A 25,056-nucleotide genomic window follows, 5' to 3' on the forward strand; every position below is an offset into this window, starting at 1 on the left:
CGTGCAGCCAACCGGCGAGGAAGAGCAGGGCGGACCCCGGACGCCGGCGCGACAGCCGCCACGGAACCCGTGGTGCGCGCTTCACGACTTCCAGCCCGGTCGTGCCCGACGGTCGTGGTCGAGACCGGCGCGCACGCACGCCGGGGACGACCGCCCAGCACTCCACCTCCCCCACGGCGCGCTGCAGGGCGCGAGCGTGGTCCACCACGAAGGGGCGCGCGTGGGGGCGGGCCAATCGCGGGCGTTTGGTTGACCGCGGGGGGGGGGTGGGTATTTATATTTTATTTACAGTCGCTTTTTTCTAAGGGTTGCGGGCCCACTTTTTTTTTTTACAATTTACCCCCCCGACCCCGCTTGTACTTCTACGGATTGAAACGCTGCGGCTGAATCGAGTCGTCGATGTCGAGGCTGAGCTCGGCACAGAGCCGGATCAATTTGCGCGTCTCGTCGTCGGCCTGCTGATAGACCTTGCAAAGCCGGTCGATCTGGTCCTGATCTTCGTAAGCCCAGACCGTGAACCCGTGCTGAGGCTGATAGGCGGCCTGTGTTCGGACTTTTCTCCACCGACCATCTTCGAGCGAGACTCGAAGATAGCCTCGCTTCCTGGCGATCCTGAGCCAGGGCAACAGGCTCAGCGACTTTTCATAGATCGACGACAGCTGCTTCTTGCTCTGCGTAAGAGTACCGCCGACGTTGAATATCGGCATCTCCTCGAGAATCACCGCCAGGTCTCCCCTCGCGTTCAGCTTCTGTTCCTCGATAGCACGCTCGAGTTGACGGGCGATGATCTCCCTCAACTGCGGATGATGAAGGCTACCGTCCTTCGGGTCGAACCGGATCCCGGTGTTGTAGATCACCCCTTCGTCGCCGCTCGCGAACTTGCAGCGGACGACATCGCCCCGAAGCGTCAACTCCTCGTCACCCCAGCTGAAATCGATCTCCACGCGCGCACCCGTCTTCAGGGCGAAATGACTCTCCACCCGGCAACCGAGCAGACTCAGATCCATCAGCGCCACCTCGGCGGAGTTGATCTTCGCCAGGATCGGTATGCTCAGCTGAATTCGCTCTACGGCTCGCTGTTTCGAATAGGACATTTGCACGCCTGACTCATCCCGAATGCCGGGACCAGCTACCAGTTTCGCTTTCGAAACCCATACCGGAGGACGTTAGATCAGGACCATAGTGTATCCACATCGGGTTATGATCCGGCCCCGTGATGTCGATGATCGAGAGAATCGGAGCCTACTTCATCAGGTTCTTCGAAGAGACCGGGCTCTGGTTCCAGATGCTCGGTCGGACCGCCGTCTGGACCTTCAGACCTCCGTTCGCGATCGGCGAATGGTTCCGCCAGATGGTGCGAGTCGGTGTCGACTCGATCCCGGTCGTCGTGCTCACGACGATGTTCACCGGGATGGTCATGGCGCTCCAGACTTTCACCGGCTTCCAGCGTGTGCACGCGACCGATTTCGTCGGAAGCGTCGTCGCACTGTCGATGCTCCGGGAGCTCTCGCCCGTCCTGGTCGGGTTGATGGTCACCGGACGGGTCGGGTCATCGATGGCCGCAGAGATCGGTACGATGCGGGTCACCGAGCAGCTCGACGCTCTGGAAGCGCTCGCAACCGAACCGGTCCACTACCTGTTCGTCCCACGTGTCGTCGCCGGCATCGTCATGCTTCCGTTCCTCACCATTCTCGGAGATGGTCTCGGCATGCTCGGCGGGTACATCGTCGCGGTCAAGCTTCTCGGAGCGAACTCGGTCGTCTACATTCACAACAGCTTTCAGTTCCTCGAGCTGAACGACCTCTGGAGTGGCCTGATCAAGGCCGCCTTTTTCGGTCTGATCCTGACCCTCACCGGCTGCGTTCGAGGCTATTTCACCCGAGGCGGGGCGGAGGGAGTCGGCCGGTCGACCACCGCGGCCGTGGTCAGCGCATCTCTGATCATCCTGCTCACGGACTTTTTCCTCACGAAACTCCTCTTTTGAACTTCAATGGCCCCGAAAAAGAAGACCTCCCGTAAGACCAGGCCCGCAGCTTCCGCCTTCAACCTCGAAACCTCGCTCGAAAAGATCCGCAGCACGTTGCCCCCTGTGATTCTCGTCGGAGGAAACAACGACTTTCTAGTCACGAAGGCGTGGGCTCTTCTGACCGCGGCGATCGAGCAGAGTCATCCTGCCGTCCAAATCGAGCCCTGGCCCGAAGGTGCCGATCTCGCAAGGGTCGCCGAGTCCTACCGGACGTCGAGCCTCTTCTCCGCGAAGCGTGTCCTGCTCGTTCCCGAGGTGAATGCCTTCGTCACCGCCCGGGAGCTCGATCAGCTCGTCGACAAGGCGGCGAAAGGGTGGGACACCGCTCGAACGGATCGCAAGCGCAAGACCTCCTCCGCCCGGCTCATGCACGCACTTGGACTCGCCGGGTTGACTCTGCAGCAATCCAACTCCGACATCATCGATGGCCTCGGCTCCGGCATCAGCAGAAAAACGATCGTAGAGATGCTCGAGTTCGCCAGACAGAGCGGGGGAACGGCCTCGCGAGGCGAAGCAGACGCCGCGATCCTCGGCGCGATGATCACCGAAGGAGGAGCTCCCGGCGCACACCTCGCCATCAGAACCGGCGAAATACCCGCTTCTTCGGCAACCGTCGATGCAATCGAAAAAGCAGGGGTCGTGATCCGATGCGACCTCTCCAGACAGACCTTCGATCTGGCTCTCCAAAGCGCGATCGACGAAGTGACGGCAGAGTGGGAAGTCACTTTCGAGCCCCAGGCGCTTTCAGCAATCCGCGACCTCCTCCGGGTCGACAGCGTTCTCCAGGACAAGTACTCGAGTGAAATTCCGGATCTGGCGCTCGTCGCATCGGAGATCAGACGACTTGCGGCCTTCGCGGGCGTCGGCGGCCGGGTCACGTCGTCAATCGTCACGAGTGAGCTTCATCGCCGCGAAGGGGGCGCGCGATTCGAGATGACTTCGCTCGTGTCGGAAGGCAAACCACTCGAAGCGATCGAGAAGCTGAGAGATCTCGTGATCCAGGCAAAACGGGAGAAAACCTCTACCTCGGAAGAATTCGCTTTCGGGTCCTTCGTTCCGACTCTCGCCGACGAGATTCGCGTCCTCGTTGCCATCGCGTCCTGGTGCCGGCTGAAAGGAATCCGGAGCACCGGAGGCTACAACCGATTCAGGGACACGATGGCAGACGCCCTGCTCGACGATCTCGAGTCTCGTGGATTGCTGAGAAAACGGATGCACCCTTTTCCCCTTTACAAGAAGTTCGAGACCGTCACTTCCGGCCGATATGGCGAGCGGACACTGCTCGAGTGTCTGCGAAGGCTGAGCGAGATCGAGATGGAGCGCAAATCGGGTGGCGTGCCGGTTCAGATCGGCATCGAGACGGCGCTGATCACCCTCGGAGCCCGATGAAAAAGAGGCGGCCCGTATGACGGAACGCCTCCTGAAATGGCCCGGGACTGAGACTATTTGCCCGAAAAAGCGGCTTTTCGTTTCTGATTGTAGGCGCCGAGACCTTCCTTTGCATCCTCGCTCTGAAACAGCTGCTGTTGTAGCTCCCGCTCGAGGGCAAGCCCGGACTCCATCGGAAGCTCCCACCCTGACTGTACCGCCCTCTTGATCCTTCCGACCGCCTTCGAGGCTTTGTTCGGAGGGCAGAAGTCGCGGGCGTACTCCATGACGCGATCCCACCAGCTCTTCTCGTCCGAGTCCTCCCAGACATAGTTGACCAGACCGAACTTCTCGGCATCCTCGAACTCCATCAGTCCACCTTCGGTCATCATCTGGATCGCCTGAGACTTTCCGATCATTCGGGAGAGTCGCTGAGTCCCGCCCGTACCGGGAAGAACCCCGAGGCTGACCTCGGGCAGACCGATCTTGCCGGCACCCTTCTTCGCGATTCGGATGTCTGCGGCCATCGCGATCTCCAGCCCCCCACCGACCGTATGACCATTGAGCGCGGCAATGACGAGCTTCGGTGTGTGTTCGAGTCGCAGGAGGGTCTCGTTGGCGTGAAGGCAGAAGAAATACTTGAAGCCGGGAGTGACTTCACCCAGCATCTTGATGTTCGCTCCGGCCGAGAAGAATTTTTCTCCCGCGCCGCGAAGAACGATCACGTGGGCCGAATCCTCCATCCTGGCCTCCAGGATGGCCGCATCCAGCTCCTTGTTCATTTCGTACGTATAGGTATTGGCAGGGGGGTCATTGAGCTCGATGACGGCGACTCCATCTTCGAACCGGTAATCGACGAGGTTTCCACTCATTTGCTAAGAATTCTCCTCATGTTTGGATTGCTCGGGAAGTGAGCCTTTCTTCATCTCCGAAACTGATCCCGAGGCTGCGAGCGATTCGTACGAGCGTCCCCTCGGGGTCGACGTGCTTCGGAGAAGCGACGGCGTCACGCAGCTCGACAGGCTGGATCGTGTCGCCTCGAAGAGCCACCATCTTACCAAATTCCTCATTCGCTGCCAGGCGGGCTGCAGCAACACCGAACCGCGTTGCCAGAAGGCGGTCCCAGGGGATGGGCGAGCCGCCCCGCTGAACGTGCCCGAGCACCGTGACCCGAACCTCCGGGTGCACCTTTCCCCGGATCTCCTCCGCCACCGTGTACGCCACACCGCCGAGCCGTCGGGTCGCGACGTCCCGATAGGTCTCGTCCCCGCCGACCCGGCGCGCTCCCTCAGCCACGACGATGATGTCGAACTGCGCGCCCCTTCGAGCCCTCTCCTCGATCCCCGCGATGACGCAGTCGGGGTCGTAGTCGATCTCCGGGATCAGGATGATGTCCGCACCTCCCGAGATTCCGGAGTGAAGGGCAATCCACCCCGCGTTCCGACCCATCACCTCGAGGATCATGACCCGGTTGTGACTTTCGGCCGTGGAGTGCAGGCGGTCGATCGCTTCCGTCGCGATGCTCACCGCCGTCGCAAAACCGAAGGTGTAATCGGTCGCGGCGATGTCATTGTCGATCGTCTTCGGGACGCCGATGATCCGGGCGCCTTTCTCGCTGAGCCTGTTCGCAATCGTGAGGCTTCCGTCTCCACCGATGACGATCAGGCCGTCGAGATCCAGTTTCTCGAGATTTCGTACCGCCTGGCCTGAGCGGTCCGCCGGCTCCTCCCCTTTCGGGTTCCACGAAAAAGGGTCGCCGCGGTTCGAAGTCTTGAGAATCGTTCCACCGCGAGCCAGGATTCCCTTGATCGTTTCGGCGTCGAGAACGACCGTATCCATCTGCATCAGACCCTCGAATCCCCTCCGAAACCCCACGAATTGCAGCCCGTGATCGTTGATTCCCGCCTTCACGACCGCCCGAATTACCGCATTCAGCCCCGGACAGTCCCCTCCACCGGTCAATACTCCGATTCTTTTTTGCACGGCGCGATTCCTTGCAATTCAGCCGCCTCTGGCACCGTCGTTGCCAAGACACACCACGTTCGGCACGAATGCCGGACTCGTGACCAACGGAAGGAGACTCACCATGAATATCATATGGATGTTGATACTCGGTCTGATCGCAGGCGTGATCGCCCGGTTCCTGATGCCTGGCAAGGATCCGATGGGATGGATCATGACAATTGTCCTCGGTATCGCAGGTTCGTTCCTCGGCGGCTTTCTGGGAAATATGCTTCTCGGAACCGAAGGGGGCCCGGCAGGTCTGATCGGTGCGGTGATCGGCGCGATCATTCTGCTTCTGATCTACCGGATGGCGGTCGGGCGCAAAACGGTCTGACGACCATCACTGATGCAGCTCGAAAGGAAGGAGCGAGGCATATCACCTCGCTCTTTTTCTTGCTGCGTAAACCATCTTTGACGCGCCGAGCACGGAATCGGTTGCATAAGGATCGAAGCTCTCCTCGGCGATCAGCTCGAACCCTGCTTCCCGCAGTACCCGCCGCACGCGCTCTGGATCATGGCACCATTGCCTCCGCGTTTCGCGGATCTCGACGGTTTTCCCTTCACGGTCCACCCGGCCGGCAATCGCGGCGATCGCAGTCCCTCCCTCCGGGTTCCAGCTGGTGATGATCTCGATCCGATGATGCGCTCCCCGGTCACACCACGGTTCCGGCGCACTCCAGACCTCCTCGTAGGCCTCACGAGTCGTGAGATCGAACACGAGCGTTCCGTTCGGGCCGAGAATACGTGCGGAATCCCGGACGGTCCTGGCGAATCCGGCTGCGTCGAGATGGTTGAGAGAATCGTAGAAGCACGTGACGGTGAGCATTTTCCCGCTTTGAATCGGGATACGCCGCATATCCGCGCGAACCAGCCGGCCGGTACGGGAACGGGCGAGATCGAGCATTCGCCAGGAGAGATCCAGCCCGGAGGAGCTTGCGAGCCCGAGCCGCCCGAAAAGCCCGCCGGCGAGGGCCGTCCCGCACCCGAGATCGAGATGAGGAGCCTCGAGCCTGATCCCGTAGCGGGAAAGGAACTTCGGGACAAACTGCTCGAGCGAGCGGTGGAACCGGATTCCGAGCGATTCGTCGTACGCCAGGGCAAAATTACCGTACGCTTCCACTCTCAGCCGCCGAACCGGCTATTCGTCAGGCCAGTCGTAAAAGCCGGCGCCGGTCTTCTGTCCCAGCCGGCCCTCGGAGACGAGTTTGCGGAGCAACGGCGGCGGCTCGAACCTCTCGCCGAGCTGCTTCCTCAGGTATTCGGCAATGCCGAGCCGCACGTCGAGTCCAACCAGATCCGTCAACTTCAGCGGGCCCATCGGGTGTCGGTAACCGAGCTCCATCGCCTTGTCGATGTCCTCAGCGGATGCAACTCCTTCTTCGAGCATTCGAATCGCCTCGAGACCGATCGCCACCCCGAGCCGCGAGGTGGCGAATCCGGGGCTGTCCCTGACGACGATCGGCTCACGTCCGAGACTCCGGGCGAACTCGACCGCCTGGCGAGCCGTCGCGTCCGAGGTCCGTTCGCCGACCACGATCTCGAGAAGCTTCATCAGATGAGGGGGGTTGAAAAAGTGCAATCCGATGAACCGGTCCCGCCGCTCGACGTTCTTCGCGAGAAGCGTGATCGAGATTGACGAGGTGTTGCTGGCGAGGATCGATTCCGAGGGAGAGAAAAGGTCGATCTGCGCGAAAAGCTCCCGCTTGAGCTCGAGGTCTTCCGGCACTGCCTCGATGACGACGTCTGCGCCACTGACTCCCTCTTCGAGGCTGTCGAACCACCTCATCCTCTGCAGGGACGACCTGCCGTCCTTCTCTTCGATCTTCCCTTTTTCGACCCCGGTTCGGAGCGCGCGTTCCGCCCAGGACCTCGCTTCATCGAGCCGGGCACTCTCGACGTCGTAAACGATCGTGTCGTAGCCCGACAGAGCGGAAAGCCAGGCGATTCCACGCCCCATCGTGCCACTGCCGACCACGCTCACCTGCGTCACGACCTTCTCCTCAATCGATGGACTTCAACGCGAGCCCCATGATCTCGCGGTGCGTGAAGAAGTTCAGCCCCGGGTCGTCGAGATGAAAAGTGAACTCGGTCGGCTCTCCCTCGTCGCCGGTAAACCGGAACTTGAAATACCGCGACGGATCACCGCCGGGGAGCTCCTTGCAACGGTCGTCGTCGGGGTCTCCCGGCGCCACGTCGATCACGCGATAGAGGCGATTCGCCGAAAGTGGATAATCCTCCGGCGGAAAGTGGATGATCTGAAGGGCATGGACGTTCGCCGGATCGATCTCCCGTTGGGGATACGGCTCGAATGATCCCGTCGCATCCTCGTCGGTGAACCAGCTTTCGTCTTCCTTGAACAGAATCAGGTTCGCGGAAACATCGGTCATCGGTATCGCCCCGCGATCGAGGTGGAAGTGCTCACCGGACGAATCGGAGTCTCTGAGACGTACCAAGAGATCGATCAGATACTGAATCCCTTCGCGTGTCCCCGTGACTGCGACCTCTTCGTCGATGTCGGAGATCCAGACGTCGAGCCAGGTCCCACGGGTGAGGCGTCTTCTGGCGAGGATCGCGTCGAATGACGTGGCGACGAACCCGAGCCGCTGCGCGGCCTGCGCGACGAACTCGTCTCGTTGCGGATGATCGATCAGGTTCTTGCGAGCGTAGTCGATCGACGCCTCGTACGCCTCCCTCCGGCCGAAATCGTGGCTTACGTCGAATCCGGCAAGGATGTCGTCGAGAGCTCGAAAGATTGTCTTGTCGGGGCGGGACATGGGGTTTTTCTCAGGCGGCCGTGAGCTGGCCGTCAGCGGGCCTTCTCAGCCAAACTCGACCGGTAGAGGTTCAAATTTCAAGCCCTCCCGGGCCGTCTCCACTTATCGTCGATTCCCTCGAGCAGGCTCGCCAGATCGTCTGCATGCTCCTCCTCGTTCGCCAGGATCTCGACGAGCATGTGCCTGGTCACGGGATCATCGTCGCCGATGTAACGGATCATCTCGGAGTAGGTCTCGATCGCGATCCGCTCGGCGACGAGGTCCTCCTTCATCATCTCCACCAGATCATCTCCGGCGTGATAGTCGGAATGCGACCGGCTCGCCAGGCCATCCGGATCGAAATTCGGCTTGCCTCCGAGCTGAACGATTCTCGAGGCGATCGAGTCCGCATGCATCTGCTCTTCATTCGCATGCTCGAGAAACTCCGCCGCGACGGATTCGGCATGAATCCCCTTGGCGAGGTAATAATGACGCTTGTAACGAAGAATGCACACGAGCTCGGTCGCCAGCGCTTCGTTCAGCAGTCGCAGCACCGTCTCTCGATCGGCCTTGTAGGCGTCCGTCACGGAACCCTGGCCGATGTGCTGTCGCGCCCTCTTCCGAATCGCCTCGATATCTGCGAGAAAGGGCTTTGAGCGCTTCGAGTCGCTCGACGGCGTCACCTTATCTTTCTTCTTCGCCAACTGACCTCCAAAAAGTAATGTGGAAGCCCTTACCTGCACCAGCCATGCCGTGGATCACCGCGGGTAGTCCTGTGGGGCGTCAGAGGTAATGCGGCTCAGATTTCCGGTTGGCGGCCCACTGGGCGGTTGGGCTCTGAGCAACTTCCGAAGCATCGGTGGCACGATGAATGTCGTCACGATCACCATCATGGCAACCGAGCTGTACAGGCCGGCGTTGAGAATGCCGACCGTCAGGCCGATCTGCGCGAAGATCAGTCCGACTTCTCCTCGCGGTACCATCCCGACTCCGATCACCAGCTTACGCAGCCCCTTACCGACCGCAGCCCAGCCGGAAATGACCTTTCCGAGGATCGCGACGAGCGTGAGAACGACGCCCACGACGACGAACTGCCTCATCTCAGGATTGAAGGGATTCATCGTCCTCAGGTCGATCGCCGCACCGACCGACACGAAGAAGATCGGAATGAAAAACTGCGCGAGGTCGTGTACTTCCCTTTCGATCTGTGGCGCCCTGTCGGTTTTTGCCAGAACCAGCCCGGCTGCAAATGCCCCGATGATCAGCGCCGAACCCGCCAGCTCGGCGAGGTAGGCAAGTGCGAACGCGAACATGATCGACGCGAAGAACAGAGCCTTTGCAACCCGAAGCCTTGCAATCAACCGAATCAGAAACGGCGCAAGGAAGTTACCCAGCACGATCGCGACGATGACGAATCCGAACGCGATCAGCGTGATCCTGGTGACCGCGACTGGGCCGAGATCCTCGCCGCGAGCCAGTGCGCTGACCACAGTCAGGATGATCAGGCCGAGAATGTCGTCGATGACCGCCGCCCCGAGAATGACCTGGCTCTCCCGGGCATGGAGGTGCCCCAGATCGGACAGCACCCGGGCCGTGATCCCCACCGACGTCGCCGTCAGCGCAGCACCCATGAAAACTGCAACCAGCGTCGGGAGACCGAGCGCGTGAGCGGTAAAGTATCCGGCAGCGAAGGGCGCTGCGACCCCCACGAGCGCGACGAGCGCCGACGAAACCCCTACTTCCAGGAGCTTCCCGAGATCCGTCTCGAGGCCGATCATGAAAAGAAGAAGAATGACTCCGAGCTCTGAGAGGAGATGGATCGTATGATCGGCAGGGTTGACCAGCCCCAGGCCGGAAATACCCACTACCAGCCCGGCCACCAGCTCTCCCAGCACCGCAGGCTGGCCGATTCGCTCGGCCAGCTCACCAAAGAGTTTTGCCGACGCATAAATCGCAATCAGAACCAGGAGAAACTGGCCCACTCCCATCGTTCCATTGGTTGCTTCGCCCTCGGTCACGGCTGCAAGGCCCGGCACGAAAAGGAATGACTCTGGCAGTGTCATCGGGCCGGATTGTACAGCAGGGATCTTGCCGAAATGAGAGAGCCCGGCCTATCTCCGCAGGTTCTCTCGTTTTCGAATCGAATATACTTTTCCGCGAGCACGAACCTGAGGATGGACAGAGGACGACTGAAGTTTCTTGCGCACGTGAGTGATGGCTTGCGCCAGGCAATCGACGCGAATGACGTCGTCCTGGTCGAAGCGGAGGCGGATGAGACCCGCATCATTCTCGCCTCCGGTCCCGCCATCCGAGACGTCCGCTCGATCGCGGAGACCGAGGCGATTCTCGCCTCCGAAGCCAACTTTCTCCGCGTTCACCGGAGCTATCTCGTCAATCTCGATCACCTCCACCAGGTGCGGCGCCGGAATCAGGGCCGCGACTGGGAGTGCGTGATGTCGACCGACGGAGGCGCCGTCGTTCCCGTCAGCCGCGATCGCTATACCTCACTGCTCGAGCGCTTCCGAGGCTGAACCCGCAACGCACGATGCAATCGACTTCGATCACAGCGGACACTGTCTCCGCCCACGGCCTCAGCTCCGCCGAGTACGACCGTATCCTTTCCATCCTCGGCCGCGAACCGAATCTGCTGGAGCTCGGCATCTTCTCCGTCATGTGGTCGGAACACTGCTCGTACAAATCATCCCGCGTCCACCTCCGGAACTTTCCAACCACCGGTCCCGCCGTCATCCACGGTCCCGGCGAGAATGCCGGAGTCGTCGACATCGGCGACGGAATGGTCGCAGCCTTCAAGATGGAATCACATAACCATCCGTCGTTCATCGAGCCATATCAGGGCGCCGCCACGGGTGTCGGCGGAATCCTGCGCGACATCTTCACGATGGGTGCACGTCCGATCGCATGCCTCGACTCGCTTCGCTTCGGTGAGATCGACGCTCCCCGAATGCGCTACCTCGTCGACGGCGTGGTCCGCGGCATTTCCGGTTACGGCAACTGCATCGGCGTCCCGACAGTCGGAGGCGAGACGTCGTTCCACCCCGCCTACAACGGCAATATTCTCGTCAATGTCTTAGCCCTCGGCACCGCTCCCCGCGACCGAATCTTCCTCGGTTTCGCCTCGGGTGTCGGAAACCCCGTCATCTATGTCGGCTCGAAGACCGGACGTGACGGAATTCACGGCGCCACGATGGCGAGCGCCGAGTTCGACAGCGAGTCCGAGCAGAAGCGACCGACGGTTCAGGTCGGGGATCCGTTCACCGAGAAGCTGCTGCTCGAGGCGTGTCTCGAGCTCATGCAGACCGACGCCATCGTCGGGATTCAGGACATGGGAGCCGCCGGTCTCACCTCTTCCTCGTTCGAGATGGCCGGAAGAGCGGGCACCGGAATCCGTCTCGATCTCGACAGGGTCCCGATGCGCGAGGAAGGGATGACTCCGTACGAGCTGATGCTCTCCGAGTCCCAGGAGCGGATGCTGATCGTCGCCGGCAAGGGCCGCGAGGCCGAGGTGCTCGAGGTGTTCGCACGATGGGAGCTCGACGCAGCCGTGATCGGCGAGGTGACCGATGACGAGATGGTCCGGCTCTACTGGTTCGGGGAGCTCGCCGGCGAGATTCCGGTTCAGCCGATCTCGTCGCAGGCCCCCGTGTACGAGCGTCCGATCCAGCGGCCCGCCGGCGCCGACGATCTTCCCCCGACGTGGAGTACCGACCAGATCGAAGAAGATGCGACCAGGCTTCTCCTACGCCTGCTCGCTTCCCCGAATCTCTGCTCCCGGCGCTGGATCTACGAGCAATACGACACGAGCGTCCGGACCAACACGATTTACGGTCCGGAACGCTCCGATGCCGCCATCATCCGGATCAAGGAGAACGGGCGGGCACTCGCTCTCACCGCCGACGTCAATCCGGTCTACTGCGCGCTCGATCCCTATGAAGGAGGAAAGCAGGCAGTCGCCGAGGCCGCCCGAAACGTCGCGTGCTCCGGCGCGACTCCGCTTGCGATCACGGATTGCCTGAACTTCGGCTCTCCGGAGCGACCGGAGATCATGTGGCAGTTCGCCGAGGCCATCCGCGGAATCTCGGAAGCCTGTATCGCGCTCGAGGCGCCGGTGGTTTCGGGTAACGTCTCGTTCTACAACGAAACTGAGGGGATCGCCGTTCTTCCGACCCCATCGATCGGGATGGTCGGCCTCCTCGAGAGTCCGGAGCTCGCCGTCCCGTCAGCATTCCGCGAGGACGAAGAGGTGATCGTCCTTCTCGGCGAATCGAGAGACGAGCTCGGAGGGTCGGAGCTTCTGCAGCTGCTCGATCCCGATTTCAGTGCCCGGCCTCCGGCTGTCGATCTCGATCACGAACGGCGTCTCGTCAGACTTCTGAACGAGCTGGCCGCGGAGCGGCTCCTCTCCTCCGCGCATGACATCTCGAATGGCGGACTCGCGATCGCGCTCGCGGAATCATCGATGGAAGGAATCGGCTGCAGGATCGACCTGACCGGGTATGGCGACGATCTCGACGATCTTGCGCTTCTCTTCAGCGAGACTCAGGGCCGGGTCGTTCTCTCCCTTCCGGCCGCAAATCTCGACCGGGTCCTAGCGATCTCAGCCAGTCATCGAATCGCGGCGAGGACGGTTGGGACCACGCTGCATGGTCTGTTCGAGATCGACAGGAGTGGATCGAGGCTCATCCGGACAACCGTCCCTTCGATGAAGCGGATCTGGTCGGAAGCGCTGTCCGATCATCTCGCGGGCGCAACCCCGGATGACATCCTCACCGGCCGGGCGGACGGCGTCGAGCTGGTCGCGCACTCGGATTAAGAGCCGAGATCGAACCGATCCTGGATGTAGCGCGAAAAATAGCCCGCATACTTCCGCTGAAGGTCCGGATGTTTCCAGTCGTTACCGGTGATCACTTTGCGGCAATTCGCGGAGCCGCACGTGCAGTCCATCCGCTCCGATGGATCGCCATCGATCATCGCGTAATCGATCGTCAGTTCCGCACCGCCCGGGACATCACTCATCGCGACGAACGTGATCTGTCCGCGAACGCCGACATTCGGATCGCAGGAGTGGTTCAGACAGAGAATGTTCGACTCCACCCCGGCGGCTCCTCTCGGAGCGATGTAGAGGTCGTCCTCGATCTGGATTTCGGCGGGCGTCACCTCTGATCTGATGAGTGCGAGCTCGTCCGCGCTCATGATCGCACCCCCTTTCACCGCGACGATCTCGCCCGCCGGGATGTCGGCTTTCGCGAAAAGTCCCCTTCCCTGAATCCCGCTCAGCCGCTTTTCGGTCTTCGGACTGAACCAGCTCGTCAACGCCTATCCTTCTTTCTCTACAGCCGCACCTTGCTCTTCGAGGAGTCTCCGCAGCACCGAGCGATGACACCGTGTCTCGGAGTCGCAATAGCAGCCGATCGAAAAATCCGTCTGCCGCGACAGCGCTGCCAGCAGCCTGATCAGCCGCGCGTTGTCCGCGCTCTTCATCTCCGTTTCGTACTTTTTCTCGAACGTGCGCCACTCGGAGGACGACGTTGCCGCCTGCGCCTGCTTCACGAGCTCGGGAGCGGGAGCAAGCTGAGGAAGCCAGACGTCGTACCAGTTGTCGAGGGAAAAGCGCTCCTTCGGGACCCCTCGCGGAGGGCGGCGGACCGCCCCGATCCGAAGCCCTTCTCCCGGTTGCCGGTCCGAGCCGAGCTGCAACACGCGGATACTCACGAGCTCACCTCCCAGACGGAGACTTGATCATTCCTGTCCCGCGGCCGGATCCTCCATCTTCGACACTAGCGCCGCGCCTTTTTAACTTCCTCGGTCAGCACCGGGACAATCTCGAAGAGGTCCCCGACCACCCCGAGGTCCGCGATCTTGAAGATCGGAGCTTCCGCGTCCTTGTTGATCGCGACGATGTGCTTCGACGAGCGCATCCCTGCGAGATGCTGGATCGCGCCCGAAATGCCGCATGCGATGTAGAGATTCGGCCCGACGACCCTTCCCGTCTGGCCGACCTGATGCTGATGGTCGATCCACCCGGCGTCGACGGTCGCGCGCGAGGCTCCCACCGCCCCCCCCAGCGCATGCGCGAGATCGCGGATCAGCTTGAAGTTGTCGGCTTCCTTCAGTCCTCGCCCTCCCGACACGATGATGTCCGCTTCGGCGATCGAAAGCTCGCCAGCTTCTGGTTGCTCGACCGAGGTGACTCGGGCCTTTGGAGTCACGACGTCGTGGTCGACTGTGACGACCTCGGCCGGCCCCGAACCTGATTCGTTTGCCGGAACCGCGTTCATCCGAACCGTCGCGATGGCCGGTTTGCATTCGACCTCCACTGTGGCGATCGCCTTCCCGGAGTACACCGGACGACGGACGACGAGCTTGCCTTCGTTCCACTCGAGCGCCGTGACGTCGGATGCAACGCCGCAGTCGAGCCGCGCCGCGAGCCGCGGAGCCAGATCCCGTCCGGAAGAGGCTGCAGCCACCAGAACGACGTCGGGAGACGCCTGTTCGATCACCGCCGCCGTAGCCGCGGTCCACGTCTCGGTCTGGTATTGATCGAGCGCGCCGTCGCCCACCACGAAGAGTTTCGTGGCGCCGTAGCTTCCGGCTGCGGAGGCCAGGCTCTCGGCCGCCGAACCGAATGCAGTGGCGTGCAGCTCACCCCCCATCGCCTGGGCGAGCTCGCGCCCCGCGGTGAGACATTGGGCGGAGGACTTCTGCAACTCTCCGTCTTTGGTTTCGCAGATGACCAGTACGTTACCCATATCGAACCTCAGATCGCCTTCGCCTGGTTTCGGATGAAATCGAGAATTTCCTTTGCAGCCGCTGCCGGATCCTCTGGCTCGATCCGGCGACCGGCAGACTTCTCCGGAGGCAATTCGAAGCGTGTAAACCTCACCCGGGTGTCGTAAACGTCGCTCTCGTCGAGACCGAGATCACCCAGGGACTTCGTTTCGATCGGTTTCTTCTTGGCGGCCATGATCCCCTTGAGCGAGGCATATCGCGGCTCGTTCAGACCTTTCTGCGCGGTCACGAGCGCCGGCAGCGAGGACTCGATGATCTCCTCCGCTCCCTCCACTTCGCGATGGCCGATGATTTTTCCATCGCCCGCCTCGAGTTTGGTCACGACGTTGAGCTGGGGAAGGTCGAGAAGCTCCGCCAGCATCGGTCCCACGAGCGAGTTGTCCGTGCCGACGCCCTGCTTCCCGAGGAAGACGAGATCATGCGGAACGTCGCGGATTGCGGCGGCGAGAACTTTCGCGATTCCGAGCGAGTCGGCTCGCGAAACTTCGCCTTTTATGTGAATCGCTTTCGTCGCGCCACGAGCCAGACACTCGCGAAGTGCCTGCTGTGCCCGGTCGGGTCCGAAGGTGACGACGGTCACCTCCCCCTCGCCCGATTCCATCCGTTTGACGGCTTCCTCGAGCGCGAACTCGTCGTACGGAGAGACGATGAACTTGAGGCCGCTCTCCTCGATTCGTGTACCATCGGCGGAGATCGAGATCTTCGATTCCGTATCCGGAACGTGTGTGATGCAAACGACAGAATTCAAGGGGGTTCCTCCTCGCGAGCAGACCGCCCACGCATGAAAGGGTTCGCTCTCAGAGCGTTCAACGCGGCTCCAACCGGATGAAGCCTCTCATCATTTCCGCCGGCGATCCGGCCGGAATCGGCCCGGAGATCATATCCCTCGCTCTGGAGAGCATCGAGGCTGAATGCCCGATCCGGATCGTCTGCGACTGGAACCTGACCCGGCAGAGCCTCGAGGCCTGCGGGATCGAGCCGTGGGCGGTGCAGCCGCGGCGCATCGATGAGCTCCCGCGCTCGGACGAAGCGTTTGCGGTCATCGACGTTGCAACGTCCGGCAAGCACCGGCTCGAGCCGGGCGTTCACGACGGTACGACCGGTCTCGCGGCGCTCCGCTCCATCGAGCTCGCCGCGACGCTGGCCGCCGACTCCCGGGCGCTCGTTACGGGACCGATCTCCAAAGCCGCGATTCGCGAGGTTGCGCCTGACTTTACCGGCCACACCGAGCTGCTCGCGAAACGAGCCGGGCTCGCGCGATACGGTCGCGATTTCGCGATGTTCTTCGATTCCCCGACCCTTCGAGTCGTCCTTCTGACGGTGCACGAGCCGCTCGCCGATGCGATCCGGTCGATATCGGCCGCGTCAATCGTCGATCTCGCCCGCCTTACGACCCGCGAGATCTCGAGGCTCTTCGGAAAAAACCCTCGTATCGCGGTCGCAGCTCTGAACCCGCACGCCGGAGAGGGTGGAGCATTCGGGCGGGAGGAGACGATCATCCGCGAAGGGGTGGAGATGGCGCGGGACGCCGGCATGGATGTGAGCGGCCCGTTTCCGGCGGACACTGTGTTTCATCTCGTGCGACTGCGGCGGTACGACGTGGTCATGGCGATGTTCCACGACCAGGGGTTGATTCCCGTCAAGACGCTTCACTTCGACGACGCCGTCAATGTCACGCTCGGGCTTCCCTACCTCCGCGCCTCTCCCGATCACGGTACGGCGCCCGACATCGCAGGGAAGGGAATCGCCGACGCCGGCCCGATGCGCTACGCCATCGAGTGGGCGCTGGCTCGCAGCCGGGAGCTCGAGGCTGAACGGTGAAAACCGCGGCTCCGAAAGCTCAATCGAACACGCGGTCGTGCGATGAGCCGGGACGCATGTTCCTCTCCCACGAGTCCTTCCCCCAGTTGGTCTCCTCGAGCCATTCCTCGAGCCGGGCGGGAGGTAAGGGCGGAGTGAAGCAGTATCCCTGGGCGACGTCGACACCGATCTCGGCCACCCTGCGGCAGAGATTCGCGTCGGCGACTCCCTCGGCCACCACCTGCCGTCCGAGGCTGTGCGCCAGATCCACCATCGCCCTCACGATCGCGGCGTCGGCCTCGCTCGACGCCATCCCCATCACGAAGCTCTTGTCGATCTTGATCTCGTCGACGGGAAGCTGTCTCAGATGAGTCAGCGACGAATACCCCGTCCCGAAATCATCGAGCGAAATCCGCAGTCCGAGCGAACGGAGCAGAGAGAGTATCGCCAGCGCCTGGGGAGGGTCTGCGAGAATGTTGCTCTCGGTAATCTCGAGCTTGAAGAGCTGGGGTTCCAGCCCGAGTCGCTGCAGCTTGTCGAAGATCTTCTGCGGCAGAATGTGCTCGTGAAAACTGCGTCCTGAAACATTGACCGCGACCGAGAGCGGCTTGCCGAGCTTCTTCCACGTCGCGCATTGATCGAGCACGGAATCGATCGCCCACTCGGTGAGACTGCCGATCATTCCGGTTTTCTCGGCGAGGCGTATGAAGACGTCCGGCAGGATGTAGCCATCGCGTCGCCGCCAGCGCGCGAGCGCTTCGACGCCCACGACCACTCCGGTCCGGAGGTGGACCTTCGGCTGATAGAACATTTCGAGCGATCTGTTCCGAATCGCCTCCCGGAGCTCGACGGCGAGCGACATCGAGGCGGGATCTTCCTTCTCGAGGTCCGCGGTGAAGAGACTGAAGCCGATGCCTTCACGCTTCGCCTTGTACATCGCAGCATCAGCCCGCCTGAGAAGAGTCGAAGCATCGTCGCCGTGATCCGGATAGACGGCGATCCCGACGCTCGCTCCGACTTCGAAGCGGTACTCTTCGACCTCGAACGGATATTCGAGCGCGTTAGTCACCTTCCGCGCGATCCGGATGGCTTCGCCGGGATCCGACATCGTCGGCACAACGAGGGCGAACTCGTCTCCACCCATGCGGGCGATCGTCTGGGTCTCATCGGCCTCGTCGCGAAGTCGCCGCGCGACCTCGTTCAGCAGCGCGTCTCCATAGTGATGCCCGAAGGTGTCATTGACCTCCTTGAAACGGTCGAGGTCCATGATCAGGAGCCCGGTCTTCTCTCCGAGCTCTCGCGCCCTTTCGATCGCTCCGCCGAGCCGGTTGAACAGAAGAGCTCGATTCGGAAGACCCGTCAGGTCATCGTGCGTTGCCTGGTGCTCCAGCGTCTGAACCTGCGCCCTCTCCTCGGAAACATCCCGGAGATATGCGACCCACAGGCGGACGGAACTTTCATCGTCGTCGTGGTGAATCGGAACGAGAAGGAGCCGCAGCAGATAGGAAGTTCCATTCGCCCTCACGGCCTCGGCTTCCGCCTCGAACGACCGGCGCTGACAGAGTGGATGCATCATCGCATCGATCAGCGCCTCGTCGCTCTGGCCCACTCCAAAAATGGTGAGCGGGCGACCCAAAGCGTCGTCCGAGGCCATCCCGGTGATTCGAGTGAATGCCTGATTCACATACTTCGCGCGCGGACTGCGCGCAAGGTCTGGTGGGGTGATGATCGCAATTCCATCCGCCGCGTGCTCGATCGCCATCTGCACCAGCGCATCGCGGCCGAGCTCGTCGGTCCGAAGCTGCGACAGCTCGATCGCCACGGTCTTTCCGGCGTCCCAATGCGTCGGTTCAGAGACATTCAGGACTTCCCTGATCGATACCGGCAGCTCCGGCACGTCCGAGTTCCAATTGTGGGCTGTGTGCCTCTCACTCATCAGCTAAGTCCCTGTACGATACAGCAATCGGGCGAGCCGCGATCAAGGATCCTCGACGCCCCTCCCTTCGGAATCTCATGCGTACGGCCTGCCCCGCAGGGTAAGAGGTGAAATCTCGATTGCCGGAAGCGACCCCTCCCCGCTCGGGATGGCAGTAAGCTCGCATTCACCGGGGCCATGAACATCGACAAAGGCCTTCAGGAGCTCGTCGCTGCCGCGCTCGAACGCGGATTCGAAGAGTACGGCAACGGCAAACACGACCTCGTACCATTCGCAATGACCGAAGATGACGACGGAAGCATCGGAAGTCACACGTTCGCGAGCGACACGCTGGACGAGGCCATTCATCTCGCCCGGAACCACGTTCGTCGTCACGCGGGAGGCATTTCGCGCTACGCGATCGTGACCACCGGTTTCGTTTCGATCAACGGCAAACGTCGCAGCGCAATGCTGGTCGAGGCGGGGGAAGTGGGTGGTGAGATCGTGATCACCGCTGCCCAGCCGTTCAAGCGGAAGGGCGTCATCCGAAAGCGGATCAAGCGCTTCAGCGATCTGGCAATTTTCGGGCGGAGTGAAACTCCTCTCGGTTCCGAGGAAGAGGACTTCGACGACGACGACGAGGAATTCGCCGGGGACGACGACTGAGCACGAGCGGCCGCCCTTTCGGGACGGCCGCCCAGAGTGTCAGAACGGTACGTTGTCGTCGTCGGGACCGTCGTTGCCGACGCCGACCGGCTCGTAGGAATCCTGAGATCCCGAGCCTCCTCCGTCGCTCTTGCTACCGAGCATCTGCATCTCCCTGGCGTGGATCTCGGTTCGGTACTTCTTCTGCCCGGTCTCCTTGTCGTCCCAGGAATCATGTCGGATCTGCCCTTCGATGTAGACGAGCTTTCCTTTCCTCAGATACTGCCCGCAGATCTCCGCGAGGCGTCCGAACGCAACGATGTTGTGCCAGTCGGTCCGTTCCTGCTTCTGACCCTCACGATCGGTGTACCTGTCGTCCGTCGCAATCGAGAATTTGGCGACTGTGGTTCCGGACGGGGTCGACCGAATCTCCGGATCACGACCGAGACGGCCAACCAGAATGGCTTTGTTCACTGAACCTGACATATTGAAATCTCCTTGCCGCCGTCAGTGACGGCGATCTCTTCAAAAAAGTTTCGGGATTTCTGCCGGACGTCCACCGATCGAGTCAGATCCGGTGCGTGTAGCCGGGCGCCGGCAGGGTGTAGGGAATGTGCGCGAGCTGGCATCGCGAGTGGATCGCGGGGATTATATACGATCAGGGATCAGGGATCAGGGATCAGGGATCAGGGATCAGGGATCGGGGATCAGGATCAGGGATCAGGGATCAGGGGTCAGGGGTCAGGGATCAGGGATCAGGTAGCCGGAGTCGAATGATCAGTGTGATTCAACGCGTTCGAAAAGCGTCGGTGTCGGTCGATGGCCATGTGGTCGGCAGCATCGACGGAGGAATGATGATTCTCGCAGCCGTCGAGAAGGGTGACGACGAGAGCCTCATCGAGCGCTGTGCCCGCAAACTGGTGTCGTTGAGGATCTTCCCGGACGAGGAAGGGCGGATGAATCGCTCGATCGAGGAGAGCGGCGGATCGATCCTCGCGGTGTCGCAGTTCACCCTCGCGGGGTCGATTCGAAAGGGTCGGCGGCCGAGCTTCGAGAACGCCGAAGAGCCGGAGCGCGCCCGTACTCTGTTCGATCTCTTCGTCCGAACGCTCCGAAGCGAAGGGATCCACGTCGAGACCGGCGAGTTCGGCGCTATGATGATCGTGAGCCTCGAAAATGACGGTCCGGTCACATTCGTCCTGCGGTTGCCGGAGTAGCAGGAAAAACAGGGATCACTGATCCCTGATCCCTGCTCCCTGATCCCTGCGTCATCCAGCCATGAGCCGGAAACTTCGGATGACGTCGTTGAGAATGATTGCCGCCATCAATGCCACGATCAGAAAGAAACCGGCGTATTGAATGAAGGTTCGCGCCCTGAGCGAAATATCCCTCCGCATGACCCCTTCGACCAGGAGAATCGCCATCTGCCCTCCGTCGAGCACCGGGACGGGAACGAGGTTCAGGATCGCGAGATTGAGCGAGATTACTGCGAGCAGATAGATCATCGGCTGCACGCCCGCACGGAACATCTGTCCCGATATCCGGGCAATCTCGATCGGTCCGCTGAAATCCTGGACGCTCGGTCGGACGACGAGCCGCTTGAGCGTCACGAAGATGACCATTGTCATCCGCCAGTTCCTGTCGAGACTCTCGTCAAAAGCTTCACCAAAGCCGGGAGTGTGAGTGACGTAGGGCTGGGCAAAACCCGGCCAGATTTCCTCCTCACCCGATCGCGGAGGGAGCGTCAGCTCGAGCGTGTCGGTGCCGCGGCGAACGCTCATTCGGATGCCCGTCGCGGCCCCCTCCTCCATCGCGGCCTCGAAGTCGAGAAGCTGTTCGACCTCCCGGTTCCCGGCGCGGACGATCACATCACCCTCGCGCAGACCGGCGCGATCCGCCGCGGAGCCCGGCAGAACCTCCCCGATCTCAGCAGGGAACCACGGCCGGATTCCGATCTGCCCGGCCGATCCGAGCTCGGTCAGCACGCGCTCCGGAATGACGGTCGTCCGCAGAGTCCCACCTTCGCGAAGATACTCGACCTCGATGGGGGTCTCGGAATTGATCCCGATCGCGATTCGCAGATCTTCCCATGTCTCGATCGGGCGTCCGTCGACTGCCGTGACCAGGTCACCCGGCCGCAAACCGGCCTCAGCGGCCGGCCTGCCCTCGACGACTTGACCGATGCGCGGCTCGTCGTCGCGAAGCTGCTGGGTTCCCATCATCAGAAACCACATCATGAACACAATGGCGAGAATGACATTCGCAACCGGTCCTGCAGCGAGAATCAGAAACCGCTGCCATCGCGGCTTCGATGTAACCTCGTCCGGAGCACCTGCCGGTTCCTCATCGGTCATATCACCCGCCAGACGGACGTAGCCTCCCAGGGGCAGCAGCGAAATGCGGTAGTCGGTCCCGTTCCTGACGAAACCCGCGATCCGCTTCCCGAACCCGAACGAATAGGTCAGAACCCTGACACCAAAGGCACGAGCGGCCAGAAAATGCGCGGTCTCGTGAGCGAAGACGAGAATTCCCAGAACGATGACGAACCCGAAGATGTTGGTCGGTATGTTCTGAAGCATCGTTCGCTAATCAACCAATGAAGCACCCGCTTCATTGCGTGCCCAGCGATCCCACTCGAGGGCTTCCTCCACCGAGCTCACCCGAGCGACGACACGGGACTCGTGCGCGTCCATGGTCCGCCGGACGACCTCGACGATTCCCCGAAAGGGGAGCCCGCCGGCGAGAAATCTCTCGACGGCGACTTCGTTCGCGGCATTCAGCACAGCCGGCATCGAGCCCCCCGTTCGGCACGCCCTGTATGCGAGAGCGACCGCCGGAAACCTCTCGGCTTCAACCTCGAGGAACTCCAGCCGGGCGACCTGCGCGAGATCGAGCCGCGCATAAGGAGCCTCGATCCTGTCGGGCCACGTCAGACAATACTGGATCGGGAACTTCATGTCGGTCGTCGAGAGCTGGGCGATGATCGACCCGTCGATGTACTCGACCATGGAATGCACGATCGACTGTGGATGGATGATGATGCCGATCTGGTTCGCGTCGAAACCGAACAGGTGATGCGCTTCGATCACCTCGAGTCCCTTGTTCATCATCGTTGCGGAATCGATCGAGATCTTGTTCCCCATCTGCCAGGTCGGGTGCGCGAGTGCTTCATCGACCGTGACCGAATCGAGCTCGGACAGCTTTCGCGACAACAAAGGTCCTCCCGACGCGGTGAGCACGATGCGACGCACCTCGCGCTGGTGACCGCAGACGAGCGCCTGATGGACCGCGCAATGCTCGGAGTCGATCGGGAGGATCATCCCGCCCCCCTCCCTCGCCGCTCGCATCATCACCTCGCCGGCCGCAACGAGCACCTCCTTGTTGGCGATCCCGACCCGTTTGCCCTTTTTCAGCGCCGCATGGACTGGTGGGATCCCCGCGGCCCCGACGATTCCGGCCACGACGATGTCCGCCTCGCTCATCGTCGCCACCTGCGAGGCCCCGTCTGCTCCGTGAACGATCTCGAGCGATCCGCGATCGTCTCCCAGCAATTCGCGCAACTTCTCGACGCTCTCCGGTTTCCGAACCGAGACGAGTGACGGTCGGACGCGGCGTATCTGGTCGGCGAGCAACTCGAGATTACCGCCGGCCGCGAGACCGGTCACTTCGAACCGGTCGGCAAACTCGTCGATCACTTCCAGCGTGCTGCGCCCGATCGATCCCGTGCTCCCCAGGATGGCCACGCCTTTCGTCATCCCGGAATCCCTCCGGCACCGCTGAGCAACGCCCAGTAGGTGTAGAGAACGGGAGCAGCGAAAAGAAGCGAATCGATCCGATCCAGAATCCCCCCATGTCCCGGCAGAAGACCTCCCGAATCCTTCACCGCCGCTGAACGCTTCCAGGCGGATTCGACCAGGTCCCCTACGACGCCGACGAGCGAGAGCAGCGCTCCGCAGAGGAGGGCATGAAACATCGGGATCTCCGGAAAGAAAGTCGTCTGTGCGACCGCTGCGCCGACGACCGCACCAGCCAGACCCCCGACCAGCCCTTCGACCGTCTTCTTCGGACTGACCTTCGGGAGGAGCTTGGTTTTTCCGAAGGCTCTTCCCGTGTAATAGGCAGCGGTGTCACCCGCCCAGACCGAGGCGAGGAGAAAGAAAATGAGCTCGGGACCAACAGGGAAATCGAGCCTCGTCCGGATCAACGCGCCGACCGTCATTCCGATGTAGAGCGTCGCGAGCGTCGTCACGGCGGTCCCGGGCAGCGCGGTCTCGAGATCTGCCCGGGAGATGAGCCAGATCGCGGGAAGCACGAGAAGAACTGCATAAATACCCGTCTCGACGGAGATTCGGTCGTCGACGAAAGTTGCCAGGATCATCAAGAGCAAAAGTTCGGATGCAACCTTATGAACGACGTATCCCTTGGCTGCTCCAAAGGAGAGAAACTCCCACAGGGCGAATGCACCCACAAGAGCCATGAAGACCACGAATACGAGAGGGTGCCCCCACCCGACGATCCAGATCAGAATGGGCAACCCGATCAGAGCCGTCAGCTCACGCGCCCAACCTCTTTTCTCACCCGTTTCCGGTACGGACATCTCCGCCACGTTACCCTCGGCCTGTTCGCGCATCACGGTCGATCTTATCCGATGCAGCAGGGCCACATCCGATGAGCGTAAGTCAGTCAGAAACACACCCCGATCAGGATCTCGGGTTGCTATTGTTCACCCGGTGGCCAGCGCAGTCGTGTCGTGAACAGCCCGCGGTCGCGAAAAATGAGGAGCACCTCGCGGAGATCGCGGCGCCTCCCTGGCCAGGACTGATCGGCATCCTCGATTCCGGCAAAGTTACCAAAACGAGTTTACTCAGGCGGGCGCAGCGAAGAGACCAATTGCTCTGAGAGCTCACCCCAGCCCGTCAAGAAGCGCCTCCATCACGGCTGCGACCTGATCACGGGAAAACGGGAGAGCCTGACCGAGCCGGTCCGCGATCAGCCGCTCCCGGATCATTCCTTCCGCGGCCCCGATCAGCGCGGTGGTGAGGGCGTTGTTCTCCAGCGCAGGGCGGATCGAAGCTTCGGTCTTGGCACGTTGAATCAGTGTAGTCAGCAGCTTTCGGAACCTGATGAAGCCTTCGGAGATGAAAATTTCGTGCGTTGCGCCCCTGATCCGTCGTCCTTCGAACAGGAAGATCGTCGCAAGATCGTGATCCTCGCGGAACGAGTCCATCAGGATCTCGAGAACAGTCAGTATGGCCTGCCGTCCCGTGGCCGCCCCGATGACCCGGTCCTGGATCGCCGGGTTGATCGCCTCCCAGCTCTCATTAAAGATCGCCTCGAGCACTCCCGCCTTTCCTCCGAAATAGCGCACGAGTTGCGATTCCGAGGTCTGAGCCGCGCGGGCGATTGACGCCGTGGAGGTTGCTTCATAGCCGTTCTGTGCGAACAGAGTCTTCGCGGCATTGAGGAGCCGCAGGCGGGAGCTGAGGGTCGAGTCGGGACCGGGATTCATGAGTCGATTCTGAGGTGGTAGGCGTATCACTTCCAGTATATCGCGCCCTCGAGCGCTGCGGGATCGGCCCGTAAACCGGCAGCGAGAGGGGAACCTCGATTACGAACGAGACGACACGGAGAAACCGAGCTCGTCTCCGACCGAAGGTTCATTGGCTGGGGCGGCAGGACTCGAACCTGCGATCTCCCGGTTAACAGCCGGGCGCGATACCAGCTACGCCACACCCCAA

At 61.6% G+C, this 25,056-nt stretch carries 26 protein-coding genes and 1 tRNA gene; 8 read left to right on the forward strand and 19 right to left on the reverse strand.

Annotation, left to right across the window (positions count from 1 at the left end):
- Nucleotides 1–362: 362 nt before the first annotated feature.
- A complete protein-coding gene (locus tag KY459_07510; GenBank protein ID MBW3564556.1) occupies nucleotides 363–1,094 on the reverse strand; it encodes a PilZ domain-containing protein in 732 nt (243 codons plus the stop codon).
- Between the two features lie 119 nt (nucleotides 1,095–1,213).
- Between KY459_07510 and KY459_07515 the strand changes: the two genes are divergently transcribed.
- Nucleotides 1,214–1,984, forward strand: a complete 771-nt coding sequence (locus tag KY459_07515) for an ABC transporter permease (GenBank protein ID MBW3564557.1) — start codon at nucleotides 1,214–1,216, stop codon at nucleotides 1,982–1,984.
- 6 nt (nucleotides 1,985–1,990) lie between these two features.
- The gene (locus KY459_07520; protein MBW3564558.1) at nucleotides 1,991–3,415 is read left to right on the forward strand and encodes a hypothetical protein; all 1,425 of its coding nucleotides are present in this window, start codon (nucleotides 1,991–1,993) and stop codon (nucleotides 3,413–3,415) included.
- Nucleotides 3,416–3,468: 53 nt separating this feature from the next.
- Here KY459_07520 and KY459_07525 read toward each other — a convergent pair whose 3' ends face one another.
- Together KY459_07525 and KY459_07530 are read right to left on the reverse strand one after the other, a co-directional pair.
- A complete protein-coding gene (locus KY459_07525; protein ID MBW3564559.1) occupies nucleotides 3,469–4,266 on the reverse strand; it encodes an enoyl-CoA hydratase/isomerase family protein in 798 nt (265 codons plus the stop codon).
- A 16-nt stretch (nucleotides 4,267–4,282) separates the two neighbouring features.
- Nucleotides 4,283–5,377 (reverse strand): 6-phosphofructokinase, encoded by a 1,095-nt coding sequence (locus KY459_07530; GenBank protein MBW3564560.1) that lies wholly within the window; start codon nucleotides 5,375–5,377, stop codon nucleotides 4,283–4,285.
- Nucleotides 5,378–5,480: 103 nt separating this feature from the next.
- Between KY459_07530 and KY459_07535 the strand changes: the two genes are divergently transcribed.
- The gene (locus KY459_07535; protein MBW3564561.1) at nucleotides 5,481–5,732 is read left to right on the forward strand and encodes a GlsB/YeaQ/YmgE family stress response membrane protein; all 252 of its coding nucleotides are present in this window, start codon (nucleotides 5,481–5,483) and stop codon (nucleotides 5,730–5,732) included.
- A gap of 42 nt (nucleotides 5,733–5,774) precedes the next feature.
- On the opposite strand, the gene KY459_07540 is transcribed toward KY459_07535, so the two are convergent.
- From KY459_07540 to KY459_07560, 5 genes are all read right to left on the reverse strand, one after another.
- Nucleotides 5,775–6,518 (reverse strand): class I SAM-dependent methyltransferase, encoded by a 744-nt coding sequence (locus KY459_07540; GenBank protein MBW3564562.1) that lies wholly within the window; start codon nucleotides 6,516–6,518, stop codon nucleotides 5,775–5,777.
- Between the two features lie 18 nt (nucleotides 6,519–6,536).
- Nucleotides 6,537–7,355 carry a 3-hydroxyacyl-CoA dehydrogenase family protein gene (locus KY459_07545; GenBank protein ID MBW3564563.1) on the reverse strand — a complete coding sequence of 273 codons (819 nt, stop codon included), beginning with the start codon at nucleotides 7,353–7,355 and terminating at the stop codon, nucleotides 6,537–6,539.
- A gap of 43 nt (nucleotides 7,356–7,398) precedes the next feature.
- Entirely contained in the window at nucleotides 7,399–8,172 is a 774-nt protein-coding gene (locus tag KY459_07550) for a class I SAM-dependent methyltransferase (GenBank protein MBW3564564.1), read from the reverse strand.
- A gap of 77 nt (nucleotides 8,173–8,249) precedes the next feature.
- The gene (locus tag KY459_07555) at nucleotides 8,250–8,834 is read right to left on the reverse strand and encodes a bacterioferritin (protein ID MBW3564565.1); all 585 of its coding nucleotides are present in this window, start codon (nucleotides 8,832–8,834) and stop codon (nucleotides 8,250–8,252) included.
- Between the two features lie 75 nt (nucleotides 8,835–8,909).
- A complete protein-coding gene (locus tag KY459_07560) occupies nucleotides 8,910–10,214 on the reverse strand; it encodes a cation:proton antiporter (protein MBW3564566.1) in 1,305 nt (434 codons plus the stop codon).
- Nucleotides 10,215–10,325: 111 nt separating this feature from the next.
- On the opposite strand from KY459_07560, the gene KY459_07565 reads away from it, so the two are divergent.
- Together KY459_07565 and purL are read left to right on the forward strand one after the other, a co-directional pair.
- On the forward strand, nucleotides 10,326–10,682 hold the full coding sequence (locus KY459_07565; GenBank protein MBW3564567.1) for a LytTR family transcriptional regulator: 357 nt from the start codon (nucleotides 10,326–10,328) through the stop codon (nucleotides 10,680–10,682).
- Between the two features lie 14 nt (nucleotides 10,683–10,696).
- Nucleotides 10,697–12,982, forward strand: coding sequence for a phosphoribosylformylglycinamidine synthase subunit PurL (gene purL, locus KY459_07570; protein ID MBW3564568.1), 2,286 nt, complete (start codon nucleotides 10,697–10,699; stop codon nucleotides 12,980–12,982).
- Here the strand turns inward: purL and KY459_07575 are convergent.
- The 4 genes from KY459_07575 to KY459_07590 all read right to left on the reverse strand — a co-directional run bounded on the left by KY459_07575 (nucleotide 12,979) and on the right by KY459_07590 (nucleotide 15,706).
- Nucleotides 12,979–13,482: an SET domain-containing protein-lysine N-methyltransferase gene (locus KY459_07575; GenBank protein ID MBW3564569.1), complete on the reverse strand. Its 504-nt coding sequence runs from the start codon at nucleotides 13,480–13,482 to the stop codon at nucleotides 12,979–12,981. The genes purL and KY459_07575 overlap by 4 nt on opposite strands.
- Nucleotides 13,483–13,485: 3 nt before the next feature.
- Complete coding sequence (locus tag KY459_07580) at nucleotides 13,486–13,881, reverse strand: DUF488 family protein (protein MBW3564570.1); 396 nt, start codon at nucleotides 13,879–13,881, stop codon at nucleotides 13,486–13,488.
- A 65-nt stretch (nucleotides 13,882–13,946) separates the two neighbouring features.
- Nucleotides 13,947–14,918 (reverse strand): electron transfer flavoprotein subunit alpha/FixB family protein, encoded by a 972-nt coding sequence (locus KY459_07585; GenBank protein ID MBW3564571.1) that lies wholly within the window; start codon nucleotides 14,916–14,918, stop codon nucleotides 13,947–13,949.
- An 8-nt stretch (nucleotides 14,919–14,926) separates the two neighbouring features.
- A complete protein-coding gene (locus tag KY459_07590; protein ID MBW3564572.1) occupies nucleotides 14,927–15,706 on the reverse strand; it encodes an electron transfer flavoprotein subunit beta/FixA family protein in 780 nt (259 codons plus the stop codon).
- 77 nt (nucleotides 15,707–15,783) lie between these two features.
- Here KY459_07590 and pdxA point away from each other — a divergent pair, with 77 nt between their 5' ends.
- Nucleotides 15,784–16,779, forward strand: a complete 996-nt coding sequence (pdxA, locus tag KY459_07595; protein MBW3564573.1) for a 4-hydroxythreonine-4-phosphate dehydrogenase PdxA — start codon at nucleotides 15,784–15,786, stop codon at nucleotides 16,777–16,779.
- Nucleotides 16,780–16,798: 19 nt separating this feature from the next.
- On the opposite strand, the gene KY459_07600 is transcribed toward pdxA, so the two are convergent.
- Complete coding sequence (locus tag KY459_07600) at nucleotides 16,799–18,694, reverse strand: EAL domain-containing protein (protein ID MBW3564574.1); 1,896 nt, start codon at nucleotides 18,692–18,694, stop codon at nucleotides 16,799–16,801.
- Nucleotides 18,695–18,871: 177 nt separating this feature from the next.
- Here KY459_07600 and KY459_07605 point away from each other — a divergent pair, with 177 nt between their 5' ends.
- A complete protein-coding gene (locus KY459_07605) occupies nucleotides 18,872–19,339 on the forward strand; it encodes a hypothetical protein (GenBank protein MBW3564575.1) in 468 nt (155 codons plus the stop codon).
- Between the two features lie 39 nt (nucleotides 19,340–19,378).
- Here the strand turns inward: KY459_07605 and KY459_07610 are convergent, their stop codons facing one another.
- Nucleotides 19,379–19,804 carry a single-stranded DNA-binding protein gene (locus KY459_07610; protein MBW3564576.1) on the reverse strand — a complete coding sequence of 142 codons (426 nt, stop codon included), beginning with the start codon at nucleotides 19,802–19,804 and terminating at the stop codon, nucleotides 19,379–19,381.
- 287 nt (nucleotides 19,805–20,091) lie between these two features.
- Here KY459_07610 and dtd point away from each other — a divergent pair, with 287 nt between their 5' ends.
- The gene (gene dtd / locus KY459_07615) at nucleotides 20,092–20,535 is read left to right on the forward strand and encodes a D-tyrosyl-tRNA(Tyr) deacylase (GenBank protein MBW3564577.1); all 444 of its coding nucleotides are present in this window, start codon (nucleotides 20,092–20,094) and stop codon (nucleotides 20,533–20,535) included.
- A gap of 51 nt (nucleotides 20,536–20,586) precedes the next feature.
- On the opposite strand, the gene rseP is transcribed toward dtd, so the two are convergent.
- From rseP to KY459_07640, 5 genes are all read right to left on the reverse strand, one after another.
- Nucleotides 20,587–21,897 (reverse strand): RIP metalloprotease RseP, encoded by a 1,311-nt coding sequence (rseP, locus tag KY459_07620; protein ID MBW3564578.1) that lies wholly within the window; start codon nucleotides 21,895–21,897, stop codon nucleotides 20,587–20,589.
- A gap of 6 nt (nucleotides 21,898–21,903) precedes the next feature.
- Nucleotides 21,904–23,073, reverse strand: coding sequence for a 1-deoxy-D-xylulose-5-phosphate reductoisomerase (locus KY459_07625; GenBank protein MBW3564579.1), 1,170 nt, complete (start codon nucleotides 23,071–23,073; stop codon nucleotides 21,904–21,906).
- Nucleotides 23,070–23,948 carry a phosphatidate cytidylyltransferase gene (locus KY459_07630; GenBank protein MBW3564580.1) on the reverse strand — a complete coding sequence of 293 codons (879 nt, stop codon included), beginning with the start codon at nucleotides 23,946–23,948 and terminating at the stop codon, nucleotides 23,070–23,072. Before KY459_07630 ends, KY459_07625 begins: the two co-directional genes overlap by 4 nt.
- Nucleotides 23,949–24,221: 273 nt before the next feature.
- On the reverse strand, nucleotides 24,222–24,827 hold the full coding sequence (locus KY459_07635; GenBank protein MBW3564581.1) for a TetR/AcrR family transcriptional regulator: 606 nt from the start codon (nucleotides 24,825–24,827) through the stop codon (nucleotides 24,222–24,224).
- Nucleotides 24,828–24,979: 152 nt separating this feature from the next.
- Nucleotides 24,980–25,055: transfer RNA gene (locus KY459_07640), tRNA-Asn, on the reverse strand.
- Between the last annotated feature and the right edge of the window lies 1 nt (nucleotide 25,056).

The organism is Acidobacteriota bacterium (genome assembly GCA_019347945.1).
Lineage (GTDB): Bacteria > Acidobacteriota > Thermoanaerobaculia > Gp7-AA8 > JAHWKK01 > JAHWKK01.

Coding starts and splice junctions, on each gene's coding strand:
- KY459_07600 (MBW3564574.1), bottom strand. CDS start 18,694: ATGAGTGAGAGGCACACAGCCCACAATTGGAACTCGGACGTGCCGGAG.
- KY459_07610 (MBW3564576.1), bottom strand. CDS start 19,804: ATGTCAGGTTCAGTGAACAAAGCCATTCTGGTTGGCCGTCTCGGTCGT.
- KY459_07635 (MBW3564581.1), bottom strand. CDS start 24,827: ATGAATCCCGGTCCCGACTCGACCCTCAGCTCCCGCCTGCGGCTCCTC.
- KY459_07520 (MBW3564558.1), top strand. CDS start 1,991: ATGGCCCCGAAAAAGAAGACCTCCCGTAAGACCAGGCCCGCAGCTTCC.
- KY459_07550 (MBW3564564.1), bottom strand. CDS start 8,172: ATGTCCCGCCCCGACAAGACAATCTTTCGAGCTCTCGACGACATCCTT.
- KY459_07630 (MBW3564580.1), bottom strand. CDS start 23,948: ATGCGCGAACAGGCCGAGGGTAACGTGGCGGAGATGTCCGTACCGGAA.
- pdxA (MBW3564573.1), top strand. CDS start 15,784: ATGAAGCCTCTCATCATTTCCGCCGGCGATCCGGCCGGAATCGGCCCG.
- KY459_07625 (MBW3564579.1), bottom strand. CDS start 23,073: ATGACGAAAGGCGTGGCCATCCTGGGGAGCACGGGATCGATCGGGCGC.
- KY459_07560 (MBW3564566.1), bottom strand. CDS start 10,214: ATGACACTGCCAGAGTCATTCCTTTTCGTGCCGGGCCTTGCAGCCGTG.
- KY459_07545 (MBW3564563.1), bottom strand. CDS start 7,355: ATGGGGCGTGGAATCGCCTGGCTTTCCGCTCTGTCGGGCTACGACACG.
- rseP (MBW3564578.1), bottom strand. CDS start 21,897: ATGCTTCAGAACATACCGACCAACATCTTCGGGTTCGTCATCGTTCTG.
- KY459_07510 (MBW3564556.1), bottom strand. CDS start 1,094: ATGTCCTATTCGAAACAGCGAGCCGTAGAGCGAATTCAGCTGAGCATA.
- KY459_07585 (MBW3564571.1), bottom strand. CDS start 14,918: ATGGGTAACGTACTGGTCATCTGCGAAACCAAAGACGGAGAGTTGCAG.
- KY459_07605 (MBW3564575.1), top strand. CDS start 18,872: ATGAACATCGACAAAGGCCTTCAGGAGCTCGTCGCTGCCGCGCTCGAA.
- KY459_07525 (MBW3564559.1), bottom strand. CDS start 4,266: ATGAGTGGAAACCTCGTCGATTACCGGTTCGAAGATGGAGTCGCCGTC.
- dtd (MBW3564577.1), top strand. CDS start 20,092: ATGATCAGTGTGATTCAACGCGTTCGAAAAGCGTCGGTGTCGGTCGAT.
- purL (MBW3564568.1), top strand. CDS start 10,697: ATGCAATCGACTTCGATCACAGCGGACACTGTCTCCGCCCACGGCCTC.
- KY459_07535 (MBW3564561.1), top strand. CDS start 5,481: ATGAATATCATATGGATGTTGATACTCGGTCTGATCGCAGGCGTGATC.
- KY459_07565 (MBW3564567.1), top strand. CDS start 10,326: ATGGACAGAGGACGACTGAAGTTTCTTGCGCACGTGAGTGATGGCTTG.